The sequence below is a fragment of the Pseudomonas arabinosi genome, from assembly GCF_047758675.1.
Lineage (GTDB): Bacteria > Pseudomonadota > Gammaproteobacteria > Pseudomonadales > Pseudomonadaceae > Aquipseudomonas > Aquipseudomonas arabinosi.
Genome location: NZ_CP180480.1, coordinates 1,466,406 through 1,482,629 on the forward strand (window position 1 = coordinate 1,466,406; position 16,224 = coordinate 1,482,629).

A 16,224-nucleotide genomic window follows, 5' to 3' on the forward strand; every position below is an offset into this window, starting at 1 on the left:
AACGAGTGTCTCTGATCGCTTCTGACCACTTCCGCATCGTTGTCGGCCTCGGCAAGAGCGGCATGTCCCTGGTTCGCTTCCTGGCGAACCGGGGCACGTCGTTTGCTGTCGCCGATACGCGGGAAAATCCACCGGAACTGGCCACGCTCAAGCGTGACTATCCGCACGTGGAAGTGCGTTGTGGCGAGCTGGACGTCGAGTTCCTGTGCCGCGCCGACGAGCTCTACGTGAGCCCCGGCCTGGCGCTGGCGACCCCGGCCCTGCAGGCTGCCGCCGCCCGTGGCGTGAAATTGTCCGGTGATATCGAGCTGTTCGCGCGTAACGCGAAGGCGCCGATTGTTGCCATCAGCGGTTCCAACGCGAAAAGCACCGTCACCACATTGGTTGGCGAAATGGCCGTAGCGGCCGGCAAGCGTGTTGCCGTTGGTGGCAACCTCGGTACGCCGGCGCTGGACCTGCTCAGCGACGACGTCGAGCTGTACGTGATGGAACTGTCGAGCTTCCAGCTCGAAACCACCGATCAGCTCAACGCCGAAGTGGCGACCGTGCTCAACGTCAGCGAAGACCACATGGACCGTTACAGCGGTCTGCCGGCCTATCACCTGGCCAAGCACCGGATCTTCCGGGGTGCGAAGCAGTTTGTGGTCAACCGTCAGGATGCCCTCAGCCGTCCGCTGATAGGCGAAGGTCAGCCATGCTGGACCTTCGGTTTGAGCAAACCTGATTTCAAGGCGTTCGGTATCCGCGAAGAAGACGGCGAGAAGTACCTGGCCTTCGAATTCCAGAACCTGATGCCGGTGCGCGAGTTGAAAATTCGCGGCGCCCACAACCAGTCCAATGCCCTGGCGGCATTGGCGCTCGGCCACGCCGTCGGCTTGCCGTTTGATGCCATGCTGTCGAGCCTGCGCACTTTTGCCGGGCTTGAGCATCGCTGCCAATGGGTCCGTGACCTGAATGGCGTGAGCTACTACAACGATTCCAAAGCCACCAATGTCGGCGCCGCACTGGCTGCCATCGAAGGACTGGGCGCGGACATTGACGGCAAACTCGTGCTGATCGCCGGTGGCGACGGCAAGGGTGCCGAGTTCAAGGGCCTGCGTGATCCGGTGGCGGCCAACTGCCGCGCCGTAGTGCTGATAGGGCGCGACTCCGAGCTGATCGCTCAGGCCATCGGCGATGCCGTGCCACTGATTCGCGTCAACTCGCTGATCGAAGCGGTCGAGCAATGCCGCTCCATCGCAGAGACAGGCGACGCCGTGTTGTTGTCGCCGGCTTGCGCCAGTTTCGACATGTTCAAGAACTACGAAGACCGTGGTCACCAGTTCGTCCGCGCTGTGGAGGATCTGGCATGAGCCTGATGAACATCATCAAGCCGTATCCGTCGCCGATCATCACCGGGCGCGGCATCGACCTCGACTTCCCGATGCTCGCCGGCTGCCTGGCATTGATCGGCCTCGGGCTGGTCATGATTGCATCGGCCTCGACCGAAGTGGCGGCTGTGCAGTCGGGCAGCGCCCTGTATTACATGATTCGCCACCTTATCTACATCGTGCTGGGCCTGGGTGCCTGCATTGTCACCATGATGATTCCGATCGCCACCTGGCAACGCCTGGGCTGGCTGATGCTGATTGGTGCGTTCGGTTTGCTGGTGATGGTGATCATCCCGGGGATCGGCCGTGAAGTGAACGGTTCGATGCGCTGGATCGGCTTCAGTTTCTTCAACGTTCAGCCGTCGGAAATCGCCAAGGTCTTTGTCGTTATTTACCTGGCCGGTTACCTGGTGCGTCGTCAGAAAGAAGTGCGTGAAAGCTGGATGGGCTTCTTCAAGCCGTTCATCGTTCTGCTGCCGATGGCGGGTCTGTTGCTGATGGAGCCGGACTTCGGTGCCACCGTCGTGATGATGGGGGCTGCTGCTGCGATGCTGTTCCTCGGCGGGGTCGGGCTGTTCCGTTTTTCCTTGATGGTTGTCCTGGCGGTCGCGGCGGTGGTGTTGCTGATTCAAGTGCAGCCGTATCGAATGGCGCGCCTGACCAACTTCGCGGATCCGTGGGCCGACCAGTTCGGTGCCGGCTATCAGTTGTCTCAAGCGTTGATCGCTTTTGGTCGCGGCGAATGGCTGGGCGTTGGCCTGGGCAACAGCGTGCAGAAACAGTTCTACCTGCCGGAAGCCCACACCGACTTCGTGTTCTCGGTCCTGGCCGAAGAACTGGGTGCCGTCGGTTCTTTGTGCACAGTAGCGCTGTTCGTCTTTGTCTGTATTCGTGGCATGTACATCGGTTATTGGGCCGAGAAGGCCAAGCAGTTCTTTGCTGCCTACATCGCCTACGGCTTGTCGTTCCTGTGGATTGGTCAGTTCCTGATCAACATCGGGGTGAACGTCGGGCTGCTGCCTACCAAGGGGCTGACCCTGCCGTTCCTCAGTTATGGCGGTAGCTCGTTGGTGATCTGCTGTGCCTGTCTCGGTTTGTTGCTGCGCATCGAATGGGAGAGTCGAACCCACTTGGGCAGTGAAGAGATGGAGTTCCATGAGAGCGACTTCGCCGAGGAGCCGACCCATGGGCGCTAACGTATTGATCATGGCGGGCGGCACCGGTGGCCACGTGTTCCCGGCGCTGGCGTGTGCTCGCGAATTCCAGGCCCGTGGTTACACCGTGCATTGGCTCGGGACCCCGCGTGGCATCGAGAACGATCTGGTTCCGGTGGCCGGCATTGAATTGCATCGAATCAATGCCAGCGGTCTGCGTGGCAAGGGCAAGCTGTCCCTGCTCAAGGCACCGTTCATGTTGCTCAAGTCGATCTGGCAGGCGCGGGCGATCATTCGTCAGCTGCGGCCGGTGTGTGTTGTCGGCTTTGGTGGTTATGTGACCGGTCCTGGTGGCGTTGCAGCCAAACTGGCCGGCGTGCCGGTGATCGTTCACGAGCAGAACGCCGTGGCCGGTACCGCCAATCGGTTGCTGGTGCCGTTGGCCGCCCGAGTCTGTGAAGCATTCCCCGACACCTTTACCCTGTCGGGCAGCCGTCGGACCACCGGTAACCCGGTGCGCACCGAGCTGTTCCTCGAAACACCGCGACAGGCTCTGGCCGGTCGCAAGGCGCGTTTGCTGATCCTGGGTGGAAGCCTGGGCGCAGAACCGTTGAACAAGTTGCTGCCTGAAGCCCTGTCGCAAGTCGCACCCGACCTGCGCCCGGAAGTGTTTCATCAGGCCGGCAAAAACCACGATGAAGTGACTGCAGAGCGCTATCGCGCGGCTGGCGTCGAGGCGCAAGTGCAGCCTTTCATCAAAGACATGGCCCAAGCCTATGGCTGGGCCGACCTGGTGGTGTGCCGCGCAGGCGCGCTGACCATCAGTGAACTGGCCGCCGCCGGTCTGCCCTCGATGCTGGTGCCTTTGCCCCACGCGATCGACGATCACCAGACCCGCAACGCCGATTATTTGGCCCGTGAAGGCGCTGCCTTCCTGATGCCGCAAAGAACGACTGGCGCAGCGGATCTTGCCGCACGCCTGACAGAGGTCCTGATGCAACCACAACGACTCACCGACATGGCTACCGCGGCACGCCGCCTGGCCAAACCCGATGCAACCCGTAACGTGGTCGATACCTGCCTGGAGGTGGCCCATGGTTGAGAATCAGAAAGCCATGCCGCAACCGGAAATGCGCCGCATCCGTCGCATCCACTTCGTCGGCATCGGCGGCGTGGGCATGTGCGGCATTGCCGAAGTGTTGCTGAACCTGGGCTATGAAGTGTCCGGTTCCGACCTGAAAGCTTCGCCGGTGACCGAGCGTCTCGAGTCCTTCGGCGCCCAGATCTTTATCGGCCACCGCGCCGAGAACGCCGCGAACGCCGATGTACTGGTCACCTCCAGTGCCGTGAACACGTCCAACCCGGAAGTCGCCACCGCCCTGGAACGCCGCATTCCGGTGGTGCCTCGCGCTGAAATGCTGGCTGAGCTGATGCGCTACCGCCACGGCATTGCCGTCGCCGGTACCCATGGCAAAACCACCACCACCAGCCTGATCGCATCGGTGTTTGCCGCCGGTGGCCTGGACCCGACATTCGTCATCGGTGGCCGTCTGAATGCCGCGGGCACTAATGCCCAGCTTGGCACCAGCCGTTACCTGATCGCCGAAGCTGACGAAAGCGATGCGAGCTTCCTGCACTTGCAGCCGATGGTGGCCGTGGTCACCAACATCGACGCCGACCACATGGCGACCTACGGCGGTGACTTCAACAAACTGAAGAAAACCTTCGTCGAGTTCCTGCACAACCTGCCGTTCTACGGTCTGGCGGTGGTGTGCCTGGACGATCCGGTGGTGCGTGAAATCCTGCCCCTGGTGAAACGTCCGACCGTCACTTATGGCTTCGGCGACGACTGCGACGTGCGCGCAATCAATGTGCGTCAGCAGGGTATGCAGACCTTCTTCACCGTGCTGCGTCCTGATCGCGATCCGCTGGATGTCTCGGTGAACATGCCGGGTAACCACAACGTGCTGAACGCACTGGCAACCATCTGCATCGCCACCGATGAAGGCGTCAGCGATGAAGCCATCGTCCAGGGCCTGTCCGGGTTCCAGGGTGTCGGCCGACGCTTCCAGGTCTACGGCGAACTGCCGGTAGAAGGCGGCAATGTGATGCTGGTCGACGACTACGGTCACCACCCGACCGAAGTCGCCGCGGTCATCAAGGCCGTACGCGGTGGCTGGCCGGAACGCCGTCTGGTGATGGTCTACCAGCCGCACCGTTACAGCCGCACCCGCGACCTGTACGACGATTTCGTCAATGTATTGGCCGACGCCAACGTCCTGCTGCTGATGGAAGTCTACCCGGCCGGTGAAGAACCGATCCCCGGTGCCGACAGCCGCAAGCTGTGCAACAGCATCCGTCAGCGCGGTCAGCTCGACCCGATCTACATCGAGCGCGGTGTTGACCTCGCGCCTATCGTCAAGCCGCTGCTGCGTGCCGGCGACATCCTGCTGTGCCAGGGCGCCGGTGACATCGGTGGTCTCGCACCGAAACTGTTGAAAAGTCCGTTGTTCGCTGGCGCCGTTGCTGCGCCGAGCGTGGGGAAGTTGAAATGACTGCTGCGTACGCCAACCTCGTCTCCACCCTTTTGCCGAAAGATTTCGGCCGCGTCGCCGTGCTCTTCGGCGGCAAGAGTGCCGAGCGTGAGGTTTCTCTCAAGTCGGGTAACGCGGTTCTCGACGCGCTGCTAAGCGCCGGTGTGGACGCGTTTGGTCTCGACGTGGGCGACGATCTTTTGCAGCGTCTGCTGAACGAAAAAATTGATCGCGCCTTCATCATTCTCCACGGTCGTGGCGGTGAAGACGGCAGCATGCAGGGCCTGCTGGAATGCCTGGGTATTCCGTACACCGGCAGCGGCATTCTGGCCTCGGCACTGGCCATGGACAAGCTGCGCACCAAACAGGTCTGGCATAGCCTCGGTATTCCGACGCCACGCCATGCCGTACTGAGCTCCGAGGCCGATTGTATTTCGGCGGCGACGGAACTGGGCTTCCCTTTGATCGTCAAACCGGCCCATGAAGGTTCAAGTATCGGGATGGCCAAAGTGACCTCCGCGTCGGAGTTGATCGACGCGTGGAAAGCGGCCAGTACCTACGATTCGCAAGTGTTGGTCGAGCAATGGATTCAAGGTCCGGAGTTCACCATCGCCACCCTGCGTGACCAGGTGTTGCCTCCGATTGCCCTGGGCACGACGCACAGCTTCTACGACTACGACGCCAAGTACGTGGCTTCCGATACCCAGTACCGGATCCCGTGTGGCCTGGACAGCAACAAAGAAAAAGAACTGATGGACCTCACGGCGAAAGCCTGTGAGGCGCTGGGTATCGCCGGTTGGGGCAGGGCAGACGTGATGCAGGACGCCGACGGGCAGTTCTGGTTCCTGGAAGTCAATACCGCACCGGGCATGACCGATCACAGTCTGGTGCCGATGGCGGCCCGTGCTGCCGGTCTGGATTTCCAGCAACTGGTTCTGGCGATTCTGGCCGCAAGTATCGAGCCGCGAGGTTAAGACCATGCAAGGCGCACAGCTGAGACATCAGCCCTCCGCACCACCCGGCCGCAAGCCGGTACCGCGGGGTGCCAGCCGAATGGTGGCCAAAGAGCCGATGTCTGCGCGCCTGCCGAAAGCCAATTTTGGTTTTCTGAAATCCGTGTTCTGGCCGGTGCTGTTGGTCGCGCTGGGTTTCGGCACTTACGAAGGCGCGCAGCGATTGTTGCCGTACGCCGACCGGCCGATCACCAAGATCAACGTGCAGGGCGACTTGAGTTACATCAGCCAGCAAGCGGTGCAGCAGCGGATCGCCCCGTACGTGGCGTCGAGCTTCTTCACCATCGACCTGGAGAGCATGCGCACCGAGCTTGAAACGATGCCATGGATTGCCCACGCCGAAGTGCGTCGGGTGTGGCCGGATCAAGTGGTGATCCGCCTGGAAGAACAACTGCCGGTGGCCCGTTGGGGCGATGAGTCGCTGTTGAACAACCAGGGTCAGGCGTTCACCCCGCGAGAGCTGGCGAATTACGAACACTTGCCACAGCTGTTCGGCCCACAACGGGCCCAACAGCAAGTGATGCAGCAATACCAGGTGCTGAGCCAGATGCTCAGGCCGTTGGGCTTCTCGATCGCACGCCTGGAGTTGCGTGATCGAGGCAGCTGGTTCCTGACCACTGGCGCAGGCAGCGCGGGCCCGGGAATCGAACTGTTGCTGGGACGCGGCAACCTGCTGGAAAAGATGCGCCGCTTCATTGCCATCTATGACAAGACGCTTAAAGAACAGATTACGAACATTGCGCGCATCGATCTGCGCTACGCCAACGGCCTCGCTGTTGGCTGGCGGGAACCTGTAGCGCCCACGACAGCCCAACCCGCTGTCGCGAAGAATTAAGAAGAGGCAGGACCCATGGCAAACGTGCAAAGCGGCAAAATGATCGTCGGTCTCGATATCGGCACCTCCAAGGTGGTGGCGCTGGTCGGCGAGGTCTCGGACGACGGCACGCTGGAAATCGTCGGGATCGGTACCCATCCGTCCCGTGGCCTGAAGAAAGGCGTGGTGGTGAACATTGAGTCCACCGTGCAATCGATCCAGCGCGCGATCGAAGAGGCGCAACTGATGGCTGGTTGCCGAATTCACTCGGCGTTCGTCGGCGTGGCCGGCAATCACATCCGCAGCCTGAACTCCCACGGCATCGTGGCGATTCGTGATCGCGAAGTCAGCGCCGCCGACCTCGAACGCGTTCTCGACGCTGCTCAGGCTGTAGCGATCCCGGCTGACCAGCGCGTGCTGCACACCCTGCCGCAGGATTACGTGATCGATAACCAGGAAGGCGTTCGCGAGCCTCTGGGCATGTCGGGCGTACGTCTGGAAGCCAAGGTTCACGTGGTCACCTGCGCCGTCAACGCCGCACAGAACATTGAAAAATGCGTGCGTCGCTGCGGCCTGGAAATCGACGACATCATTCTCGAGCAACTGGCATCGGCCTACTCGGTCCTGACCGACGACGAGAAAGAACTGGGCGTGTGCCTGGTGGACATCGGTGGCGGCACCACCGACATCGCGATCTTCACCGAAGGCGCGATCCGTCACACCGCGGTGATCCCGATTGCGGGCGATCAGGTGACCAACGACATCGCCATGGCGTTGCGCACTCCGACCCAGTACGCCGAAGAAATCAAGATTCGCTACGCCTGCGCCCTGGCCAAACTGGCCGGTGCCGGTGAAACCATCAAGGTTCCAAGCGTTGGCGACCGTCCACCGCGCGAGCTCTCCCGCCAGGCCCTGGCCGAAGTGGTCGAGCCGCGTTACGACGAGCTGTTCACGCTGATCCAGGCCGAACTGCGTCGCAGCGGCTACGAAGACCTGATCCCGGCCGGCATCGTGCTGACCGGTGGTACGTCGAAGATGGAAGGCGCGGTCGAACTGGCCGAAGAAATCTTCCACATGCCGGTCCGCCTGGGCGTGCCGCATGGCGTCAAGGGCCTGGACGACGTGGTCCGTAACCCGATTTATTCCACTGGCGTTGGCCTGTTGATGTACGGCCTGCAGAAGCAATCCGACGGGATTTCGTTCTCGGGCATCAGCAGCCGCGACAGCTACAGCAATGAAGAACCGAAAGTCGCCTTGCTCGATCGCTTCAAGAGCTGGGTACAAGGCAACTTCTAAAGATTTACCGCAGCACCGTTGTAGATACAGGCAGTAGGCGAAAAAACTAGAGAAATGAAAGGAGAGGGAAAATGTTCGAACTCGTAGACAACATCCCCGCAAGCCCGGTTATTAAAGTTATCGGTGTTGGCGGAGGCGGCGGCAACGCCGTCAACCACATGGTCAAGAGCAACATTGAAGGCGTTGAATTCATCTGCGCCAACACTGATGCCCAGGCGCTGAAATCCATCGGCGCGCGGACCATCCTGCAACTGGGCACCGGCGTGACCAAAGGTCTCGGCGCTGGCGCCAACCCTGAAGTAGGTCGTCAGGCCGCTCTCGAAGATCGTGAGCGCATTGCCGAAGTCCTGCAGGGCACCAATATGGTGTTCATCACCACTGGAATGGGCGGTGGTACCGGTACCGGTGCTGCGCCGATCATTGCTGAAGTGGCCAAGGAAATGGGGATTCTCACCGTTGCGGTGGTAACTCGTCCGTTCCCGTTCGAAGGCCGAAAGCGCATGCAGATCGCCGATGAAGGCATCCGTCTGCTGTCTGAAAGCGTCGACTCGTTGATCACCATTCCCAACGAGAAGCTGCTGACCATCCTTGGCAAGGACGCAAGCCTGCTGTCCGCATTCGCCAAGGCCGACGATGTACTGGCCGGTGCCGTTCGCGGTATCTCCGACATCATCAAGCGTCCGGGCATGATCAACGTCGACTTTGCCGACGTACGGACCGTGATGAGCGAAATGGGCATGGCGATGATGGGCACTGGCTGCGCCAGCGGTCCGAACCGTGCACGTGAGGCCACCGAAGCGGCCATTCGCAACCCATTGCTGGAAGACGTGAACCTGCAAGGTGCACGCGGCATCCTGGTGAACATCACCGCCGGTCCTGACCTGTCCCTGGGTGAGTACTCCGACGTGGGTAGCATCATCGAAGCCTTCGCTTCCGAGCACGCAATGGTCAAGGTCGGTACCGTTATCGATCCGGACATGCGCGACGAGCTGCACGTGACCGTGGTTGCCACAGGTCTGGGCGCGAAAATCGAGAAGCCTGTAAAGGTTATCGACAACACCATGCACACGTCCGTGGCTTCGCAACCGCAGCAACAAGCGCCTTCGCGTCAGGAAGCGCCAGCGGTAAACTACCGTGACCTGGACCGTCCGACCGTCATGCGCAACCAGGCTCAGGCCGGTGCTGCGACTGCCGCGAAGATGAATCCGCAAGATGATCTGGACTATCTGGACATCCCGGCTTTCCTGCGTCGTCAGGCCGATTAATGGAATGTATCAGGGCTATGAAGGTGATTGGTGTTCAGCAAAGGTCTGGTCTGCTATCATCGCCAGCCTTTGTTGATACCAGTTCGCAATTTGCGCTGAAGCGGCCCAAGCCATGATTAAACAACGCACACTGAAAAATATTATCCGTGCTACAGGTGTAGGCCTGCACTCCGGGGAGAAGGTATACCTGACCCTCAAGCCCGCACCTATCGACACCGGCATTGTGTTTGTTCGTGCCGATCTCGACCCTGTGGTGCAGATTCCTGCCCGCGCGGAAAACGTTGGTGAAACCACGATGTCGACCACATTGGTCAGTGGTGACACCAAAGTGGATACGGTGGAGCACTTGCTCTCGGCCATGGCTGGCCTGGGCATCGATAACGCCTACGTCGAGCTCTCCGCGTCTGAAGTTCCGATCATGGATGGTAGCGCTGGACCTTTCGTATTCCTGATCCAATCGGCCGGCCTGGAAGAACAGGACGCTGCCAAGAAGTTCATCCGGATCCTGCGGGAAGTGACAGTGGAAGATGGCGACAAGCGCGCCACTTTCGTCCCTTTCGAAGGTTTCAAAGTGAGCTTCGAGATCGATTTCGATCACCCGGTTTTCCGTGACCGCGTACAAAGTGCAAGCGTGGATTTTTCCAGCACTTCGTTTGTAAAAGAAGTCAGCCGCGCCCGTACCTTTGGTTTCATGAGTGATATCGAGTACCTGCGCAAGCACAACCTCGCACTCGGCGGCAGCGTTGAAAACGCTATTGTGGTCGACGCGGATGGTGTACTGAACGAAGACGGCCTTCGCTATGAAGACGAATTCGTGAAGCACAAGATCCTCGATGCAATTGGTGACCTCTACCTGCTGGGCAATAGCCTGATTGGTGAGTTCAAGGGCTTCAAGTCCGGACATGCATTGAACAACCAGCTGCTGCGCAAGTTGATTGAGCAGACAGATGCTTGGGAAGTCGTGACTTTCGAAGACGCCAGCACTGCACCGATCTCTTACATGCGTCCAGTTGCGGCCGTGTAAGTAAAAAACCTCTCTAGTTTTTTAAAGGCTACCTTCGGGTGGCCTTTTTTTATGCCTGCGGGAAAGGCCTCAATCCGCAGCGATCACCCGATTGCGCCCACTTTCCTTGGCCTGATACAGCGCCTTGTCCGCTGCAAACAATAGCTGTTCCAGGCTGATCTCGGCCGAGGTGGTCCAGGTACTGATACCAATACTGACAGTAATCGGCGACTCGGCACCTGCTACCAGCGGTAATTGCTCCACTGTCGCGCGGATGTGTTCGGCAATCTGTTGCGCACCCTGGCTGTCGGTTTCCGCGAGAATCACCGAAAACTCCTCACCGCCGTAACGGGCGACCAGATCCGCTGGTCGCCTCACATTGTCGGAGATCACCTTGGCCAACGAGCGCAACGCATCATCACCAGCCTGATGCCCATGACGATCGTTGAACGCCTTGAAGTGGTCGGCATCAATCATCAGCAGCGACAATGGCTGGCCGGAACGTTGAGCGCGGAACCACTCATGACGCAGGACCTGATCCAGCGTTCGGCGGTTGGCCAGGCCAGTCAAGGCATCGGTGGCCGCCAGTTGCGCCAGCTCCTGTTCCGCGTTGTGGCGCAGACGCAGTTCCCGGTTGAGCAGCCAAGTCAGCCAGAGCAAGCTGATGCACAGCGCAATAGTCGCCACGCTGACCACCACCGCCGTGCGCTTCCACGAGGCAAACACTTCATCACTGGACAGTGCAACGATGACGATCAACGGCAAGTTGCCCACCTTGGAGAACGTGTACAGGCGTTTGTCCTTATAGCGGCTTGAATCACCGGTGAAGCTGCCGTTGCCTTCTTTGACGATGCGCTGAAAGTTGGGGCGGTTGCTGAAGTCCTTGCCAATAAGCTCTTCGGCCAGGCGGGGTTCCTGGGCCAGAAGAATCCCGTCCGAGCTGATCAGGTTGACCGAGCTGTCACGACCGATGCTCAAGCTGTTGAACAGCTGATCGAAGTAACTCAAGCGCATGGCGGCTTCGGCCACACCGAGGAATTCGCCCTGTGAACCGCTGACACGGCGACTGAAGCTGATTCGCCATTCATGTTCAGCCTGCCTGGACCGGAAGGGACGGCTGATGAGCATGCCCGGGTCGCGATTGTTCACGTGCGACTGAAAGTACTCGCGGTCAGCAAAATTGCCCTTTCTGGGCTCTACCGAGGCCGAGTCGGCGATCACGTCGCCCTTGTTGTCCAGCAACAAAATGTCGCCCTTGTACGGCGCGGCAGTGGCACGGTCAAACAAGGCCAGATGGCGGATGGCAGGGGAAACGCTCTTGAGGTCTTCGCGCTGCGAGGCAGCGACCAAGCCGAGCAAGGACAGGTCATAGAGTTCGACATTGCGCAGCACGTCGGCGTCGATCAATTGCACGATATTGGTTGCTGCGCGAGTGGCAGATTGTTCAGCATTGGCGCGTTCGCGAATGAGCAGGAATGCCACGATGCTCAATATCGCAATCACCAATAGCAAACTGCCGAGAACCAGAAGCCGCTCCGATCGCGTCGACCTGATCGGATGGTGAGATGTTGCACTGCTCACACTCATGGTTCTGACTTCTGCTAATGAGGCGTTATGAAGGTGTTTTGCAAGACTCAGGCAGAATCCCGGAAACCGTTTGCGTTCGGAGCGCCTGTATAAATCCCGGATAAAAAAAAGGCCAGCAAAACATGCTGGCCTTTTACTTATTGAAGCTTAGAAGACATTGAGCGGGTAGTCGACGATCACCCGGTATTCATCGGTGTCCTGATCCAGCGCGCCGTAGCCGTTGCCGCCACGGTTGGTCGCCCATTGCAGGCGCAGTGCGAGGTTTTTGGCCTTGCCGCCCTGAACCACATACTTGAGATCTATGTCGCGTTCCCAGTGCTTGGCGTTTTTGCCGTCAGCGCTGTACCACGAGGCATGACCGGGGCTGTCCGGATCAACTTTGGTCAGGTCCAGTTCACCTCGGGAGTAAGAGACCGCCGAGGTCAGGCCGGGCAGGCCGAGCCCGACAAAGTCGTAGGCGTACTTGAGTTTCCATGAGCGTTCGTTCGGGCCGTTGAAGTCCGAATACTGCTGGGAGTTGTCGAGGTAGACGCTGTCGCCCTGGCTGATGTAGTCAAACGGCGTGTTGCCGTTGACCCGCTGATACGCGGCGGTAACGCTGTGATTGCCCACACCGACGGTGAAATGCAGGCTGTACGTGTTGTTGTCGATGTTGCCCAGCAGCGCATTGCCGGTGTCTTGCGTGTGATAGGCGTGCAGGCCCGGGTTGAGGCTGACCAGATCATTCAGTGCGTAGGTGTAGTCCAGATCGTAGTAATACTGGTTCCAGATGTCCTTGAGCTCGGAAGCATAAAGACTGCTGGTCAGCCCCGGCAGACCGCTCCAGGCGACGCCGGCCCAGTTCAGGTGCCGGCTTTCGTCACCGTCGGCCAGGCTGCCATAGGACGTGCCGATTCGGGTGTGTCCGCTCTGGTTGTATGGCTTGGTGAAACTTGCCTGGCCACCTTCAATCATCCAGCCGTCAAAGCTGTGGTTGGTCAGGCTGACGCCGCGAAAGGTCTGGGGCAGCATGCGGGTTTCGCCGCCGGCGATCACCGGGTTGGTGAGAAACAAGTCACCGGCCTTCAGTTCAGTATCGAAGGCACGCATTTTCAGCGTGCCGCCCGCCGTCGAGAACGAACCTGGCGCTTTGCCGTTGCCATCGCTGACCGGCAGGATGCTCGAATTATCAGTGCCGCCACCGCCGTCGAGCTTGAGCCCGAGCATGGCGTGGACATCAACACCGAAACCGACGGTGCCTTGGGAGTAGCCCGACTCGAAGAGGCCGAGGAAACCCTGGCCCCATTCAATGTTGTCGTCCGTCTGCTGCAGGCGGTTGCGGTTCATGTAGTAGTTACGGGCGTTGAGATTGAGGCTCGAGCCTTCAACAAAACCTTCGGCGTTTGAGTTGTCTGCGGCGTGAGCAGCAGGTGCCATCGTTGCAGCGATTGCAATGAATAACGGGCTGTATCTAAGAGGGAAACGCACTAGCGGTAAAGCTCCTTGGGTCAACTTAGAGCCTCATTGTTTTGAGACTCCGGATGTTTCTTGTTAGAGAAGACGAACTGAAGCTGTTTAAAACCACAACGAAAAAAAGCCGCTGATAGCAGCGGCTTTGAAGACAACTTTTCAAAGGGAAGAGCCGATGAAAAGTGTCGAGGGAAACAGAGCGATACTTAATGATCAGCTGTCTTTCTCAACCCGTGGCTGGGCGTGAGTGCTCGACGCTTGAGGGGTTTGCGCAGCTTCCTGAGCCTTGGCCGTCATTTCGCTCTGATACTGTTCGAATGCAGCAGCGCGTGCGGAATTTTTCGCGACGAACGTCTGCGACTCTTCAGCGGTGGCGAACGGAGACAGAAACAAAGAGGACAAAACGAAAGCGCTGGCAATACCCATAGTGTTGGACATCTTTAAAACCTTCTTGCTTGGCAAGTGCTGTTTGGTGCGGCAAAGATAAGGGGGATTGGAGAGGGGAAAAAGAGCGGATTCATGAAAGGACTGTTGCGCTAAAAGCAACAGTGGCGTGCTGAACGTTCCCACGCTCTGCGTGGGAATGCCTCAACGGACGCTCCGCGTTCGGCTTGGGATGGGACGCGGAGCGTCCCTGGCTGCATTTCCACGCGGAGCGTGGGAACGATCATTTGGCGGGGTTAAACGGGGAGGTGGATACCGAACGTATTCATCCCATGATCACTGCGCACAAACACATCCCCGCCGTGCATCAGCGCAATCGCCTTGACGATCGCCAGCCCCAGCCCATGGTTGTTGCCACTGTTGCCACTGTTGCCACTGTTGCCACTGTTGCTGCGCGACGCATCGACTCGATAAAAACGTTCAAACAACCGCGGCAAATGCTCGCTGGCAATCGGTGACCCAGGGTTCGCAACCCCGATGCTGACCTGATGCTCCTCAACTTCGATCCGCACCTCAATCACCTGGCCCGGCTCGGTGTGCTGCACCGCATTGCTTAGCAGATTAATCAACGCCCGGCGCAGATGAGCGATCTCGATCCGCACTTGCGCGTCACCACTGACCTGCACCTGAACCTGAGCGTCTTCAAGAATGAAATCCAGGTACTCCAGCGTCGTCGCCACTTCATCGGCCAGCGAGGTGGACGTAAGTTTGGTGGCTTTGCTGCCCTGATCCGCGCTGGCGAGAAACAGCATGTCATTGATGATCGAGCGCAGCCGCTCAAGCTCTTCAAGGTTCGATTGCAGCACTTCAAAATAGTGTTCGGCGGATCGCCCGCGGGTCAGCGCGACTTGGGTCTGGCCGATCAGGTTGGTCAGGGGCGAGCGCAGTTCATGGGCCACATCCGCATTGAACGACTCAAGGCGCGAGTAAGCCTGTTCGACTCGCTCCAGTGTCGAGTTGAACGAGTTGACGAACTGATTCAGTTCCGGCGGCAGCGGCGACAATTGCAGGCGACCGGACAACAGCGGTGGGGCCAGTCGCTGGGCTTCCTGGGACAACTTGATCAGCGGTTTTAAGCCGATCCGGGCCACCCAATAACCGAGGGCCGACGCCAGTAATACACCGATGATCGCCAGGCTGATCAGGGCTATCAGCAAATGGTGCTGAGTCTGCAGAAACGTCTCGGTGTCGATGCCGATCATGAAGCGCAACGGTGGGCGTTGATCCTTGGCCGGGAACTGACTGACCAGCACTTTCAGTGGATAAGGCTGATCCGGCATTTGCATGTCGCGCATGCCCAGCGGGCCTTCGGCAAAGGCGCGGATCTGCGGCGTCAGGTTGCCGTATTCGTAGTGCGGATCACCGCTGATGATCCAGAAACTGATGCGCTTGTCTTCTTCGCCGAGCAGCTTGAGCTTGTTGTTGATCTTCACCCAATGCTCGTGTGTGCCGTAACGGCCGACGGTGGATTCGAGCACGCTGTAGCGCGCGTCCAATTCAGCCTCGGGCAACAAACCCAGACCTTTATCGACCTGTTGATACAGCGCCCAGCCGATCAACAGAAACACCAGCAGCGCTACCAGCGTGAACATCCCGCTGAGGCGCAGGGCAATAGAATTACTGGACACCACGGCTCTCCAACACATAACCCATGCCACGAATCGTGTGCAGCAGTTTCTCTTCGAACGGCCCGTCGAGCTTGGCGCGCAAGCGTTTGATCGCGACTTCGACCACGTTGGCGTCGCTGTCGAAATTGATGTCCCAGACCATTTCGGCGATGGCGGTTTTCGACAGGATTTCACCCTCACGGCGGGCCAGTACACTCAGCAGCGAGAACTCCTTGGCGGTCAGGTCCAGACGCGTGCCGGCGCGGGTGGCTTTGCGGCTGATCAAGTCTATCCACAGGTCGGCGATGCTCACCTGCACTGGTTCGTGACCGCCGCTGCGACGGGTCAGCGCTTGCAGGCGCGCCACCAGTTCGAGAAAGGAAAACGGTTTGCCGAGGTAATCGTCGGCACCGTCGCGCAGGCCTTTAATGCGATCTTCCACACGCTCGCGGGCGGTGAGCATGATCACCGGGGTTTGCTTGCGCGCACGCAATGCGCGCAGTACGCCGAAGCCGTCGAGGCCTGGCAGCATGACGTCGAGGACGATCACCGCGTAGTCGCTTTCCAGCGCCAGGTGCAGGCCTTCAACGCCGTCGCGCGCCAGGTCCACGGTGTAACCCTGTTCCGTCAGGCCGCGGTGCAAATAGTCCGCGGTTTTTTCTTCGTCTTCGATAATCAGAACGCGCAT

Annotated in this window: 14 protein-coding genes; 9 read left to right on the plus strand and 5 right to left on the minus strand. The window is 59.4% G+C overall.

Annotated elements, in window-relative coordinates; all coding sequences use genetic code 11:
- Positions 1 to 5: 5 nt before the first annotated feature.
- The 9 genes from murD to lpxC all read left to right on the plus strand — a co-directional run bounded on the left by murD (position 6) and on the right by lpxC (position 10,470).
- On the plus strand, positions 6 to 1,352 hold the full coding sequence (murD, locus tag ACMXYJ_RS06765) for a UDP-N-acetylmuramoyl-L-alanine--D-glutamate ligase (RefSeq protein WP_415759201.1): 1,347 nt from the start codon (positions 6 to 8) through the stop codon (positions 1,350 to 1,352).
- The gene (gene ftsW, locus ACMXYJ_RS06770; protein WP_095130486.1) at positions 1,349 to 2,566 is read left to right on the plus strand and encodes a putative lipid II flippase FtsW; all 1,218 of its coding nucleotides are present in this window, start codon (positions 1,349 to 1,351) and stop codon (positions 2,564 to 2,566) included. The genes murD and ftsW overlap by 4 nt, the downstream gene beginning before the upstream one ends.
- Positions 2,556 to 3,626, plus strand: a complete 1,071-nt coding sequence (murG, locus tag ACMXYJ_RS06775) for an undecaprenyldiphospho-muramoylpentapeptide beta-N-acetylglucosaminyltransferase (protein WP_046048250.1) — start codon at positions 2,556 to 2,558, stop codon at positions 3,624 to 3,626. Before ftsW ends, murG begins: the two co-directional genes overlap by 11 nt.
- Positions 3,619 to 5,079: a UDP-N-acetylmuramate--L-alanine ligase gene (gene murC, locus ACMXYJ_RS06780; protein WP_415759202.1), complete on the plus strand. Its 1,461-nt coding sequence runs from the start codon at positions 3,619 to 3,621 to the stop codon at positions 5,077 to 5,079. Before murG ends, murC begins: the two co-directional genes overlap by 8 nt.
- Positions 5,076 to 6,032: a D-alanine--D-alanine ligase gene (locus tag ACMXYJ_RS06785; protein ID WP_415759203.1), complete on the plus strand. Its 957-nt coding sequence runs from the start codon at positions 5,076 to 5,078 to the stop codon at positions 6,030 to 6,032. The genes murC and ACMXYJ_RS06785 overlap by 4 nt, the downstream gene beginning before the upstream one ends.
- A 4-nt stretch (positions 6,033 to 6,036) precedes the next feature.
- The gene (locus ACMXYJ_RS06790) at positions 6,037 to 6,906 is read left to right on the plus strand and encodes a cell division protein FtsQ/DivIB (protein ID WP_415759204.1); all 870 of its coding nucleotides are present in this window, start codon (positions 6,037 to 6,039) and stop codon (positions 6,904 to 6,906) included.
- Between the two features lie 15 nt (positions 6,907 to 6,921).
- Positions 6,922 to 8,181 (plus strand): cell division protein FtsA, encoded by a 1,260-nt coding sequence (ftsA, locus tag ACMXYJ_RS06795; protein WP_128873758.1) that lies wholly within the window; start codon positions 6,922 to 6,924, stop codon positions 8,179 to 8,181.
- Between the two features lie 71 nt (positions 8,182 to 8,252).
- Positions 8,253 to 9,446, plus strand: a complete 1,194-nt coding sequence (gene ftsZ / locus ACMXYJ_RS06800) for a cell division protein FtsZ (RefSeq protein ID WP_033061342.1) — start codon at positions 8,253 to 8,255, stop codon at positions 9,444 to 9,446.
- 112 nt (positions 9,447 to 9,558) lie between these two features.
- The gene (gene lpxC, locus ACMXYJ_RS06805; protein WP_415759205.1) at positions 9,559 to 10,470 is read left to right on the plus strand and encodes a UDP-3-O-acyl-N-acetylglucosamine deacetylase; all 912 of its coding nucleotides are present in this window, start codon (positions 9,559 to 9,561) and stop codon (positions 10,468 to 10,470) included.
- A 69-nt stretch (positions 10,471 to 10,539) separates the two neighbouring features.
- Here lpxC and ACMXYJ_RS06810 read toward each other — a convergent pair whose 3' ends face one another.
- From ACMXYJ_RS06810 to ACMXYJ_RS06830, 5 genes are all read right to left on the minus strand, one after another.
- A complete protein-coding gene (locus ACMXYJ_RS06810; RefSeq protein ID WP_415759206.1) occupies positions 10,540 to 12,036 on the minus strand; it encodes a sensor domain-containing diguanylate cyclase in 1,497 nt (498 codons plus the stop codon).
- A 147-nt stretch (positions 12,037 to 12,183) separates the two neighbouring features.
- On the minus strand, positions 12,184 to 13,503 hold the full coding sequence (locus ACMXYJ_RS06815; RefSeq protein ID WP_415759207.1) for an OprD family porin: 1,320 nt from the start codon (positions 13,501 to 13,503) through the stop codon (positions 12,184 to 12,186).
- 195 nt (positions 13,504 to 13,698) lie between these two features.
- Positions 13,699 to 13,923 carry a hypothetical protein gene (locus ACMXYJ_RS06820; RefSeq protein ID WP_415759208.1) on the minus strand — a complete coding sequence of 75 codons (225 nt, stop codon included), beginning with the start codon at positions 13,921 to 13,923 and terminating at the stop codon, positions 13,699 to 13,701.
- A 242-nt stretch (positions 13,924 to 14,165) separates the two neighbouring features.
- Positions 14,166 to 15,557: a heavy metal sensor histidine kinase gene (locus tag ACMXYJ_RS06825; RefSeq protein WP_415759209.1), complete on the minus strand. Its 1,392-nt coding sequence runs from the start codon at positions 15,555 to 15,557 to the stop codon at positions 14,166 to 14,168.
- The gene (locus ACMXYJ_RS06830) at positions 15,547 to 16,224 is read right to left on the minus strand and encodes a heavy metal response regulator transcription factor (RefSeq protein ID WP_415759210.1); all 678 of its coding nucleotides are present in this window, start codon (positions 16,222 to 16,224) and stop codon (positions 15,547 to 15,549) included. The genes ACMXYJ_RS06825 and ACMXYJ_RS06830 overlap by 11 nt, the downstream gene beginning before the upstream one ends.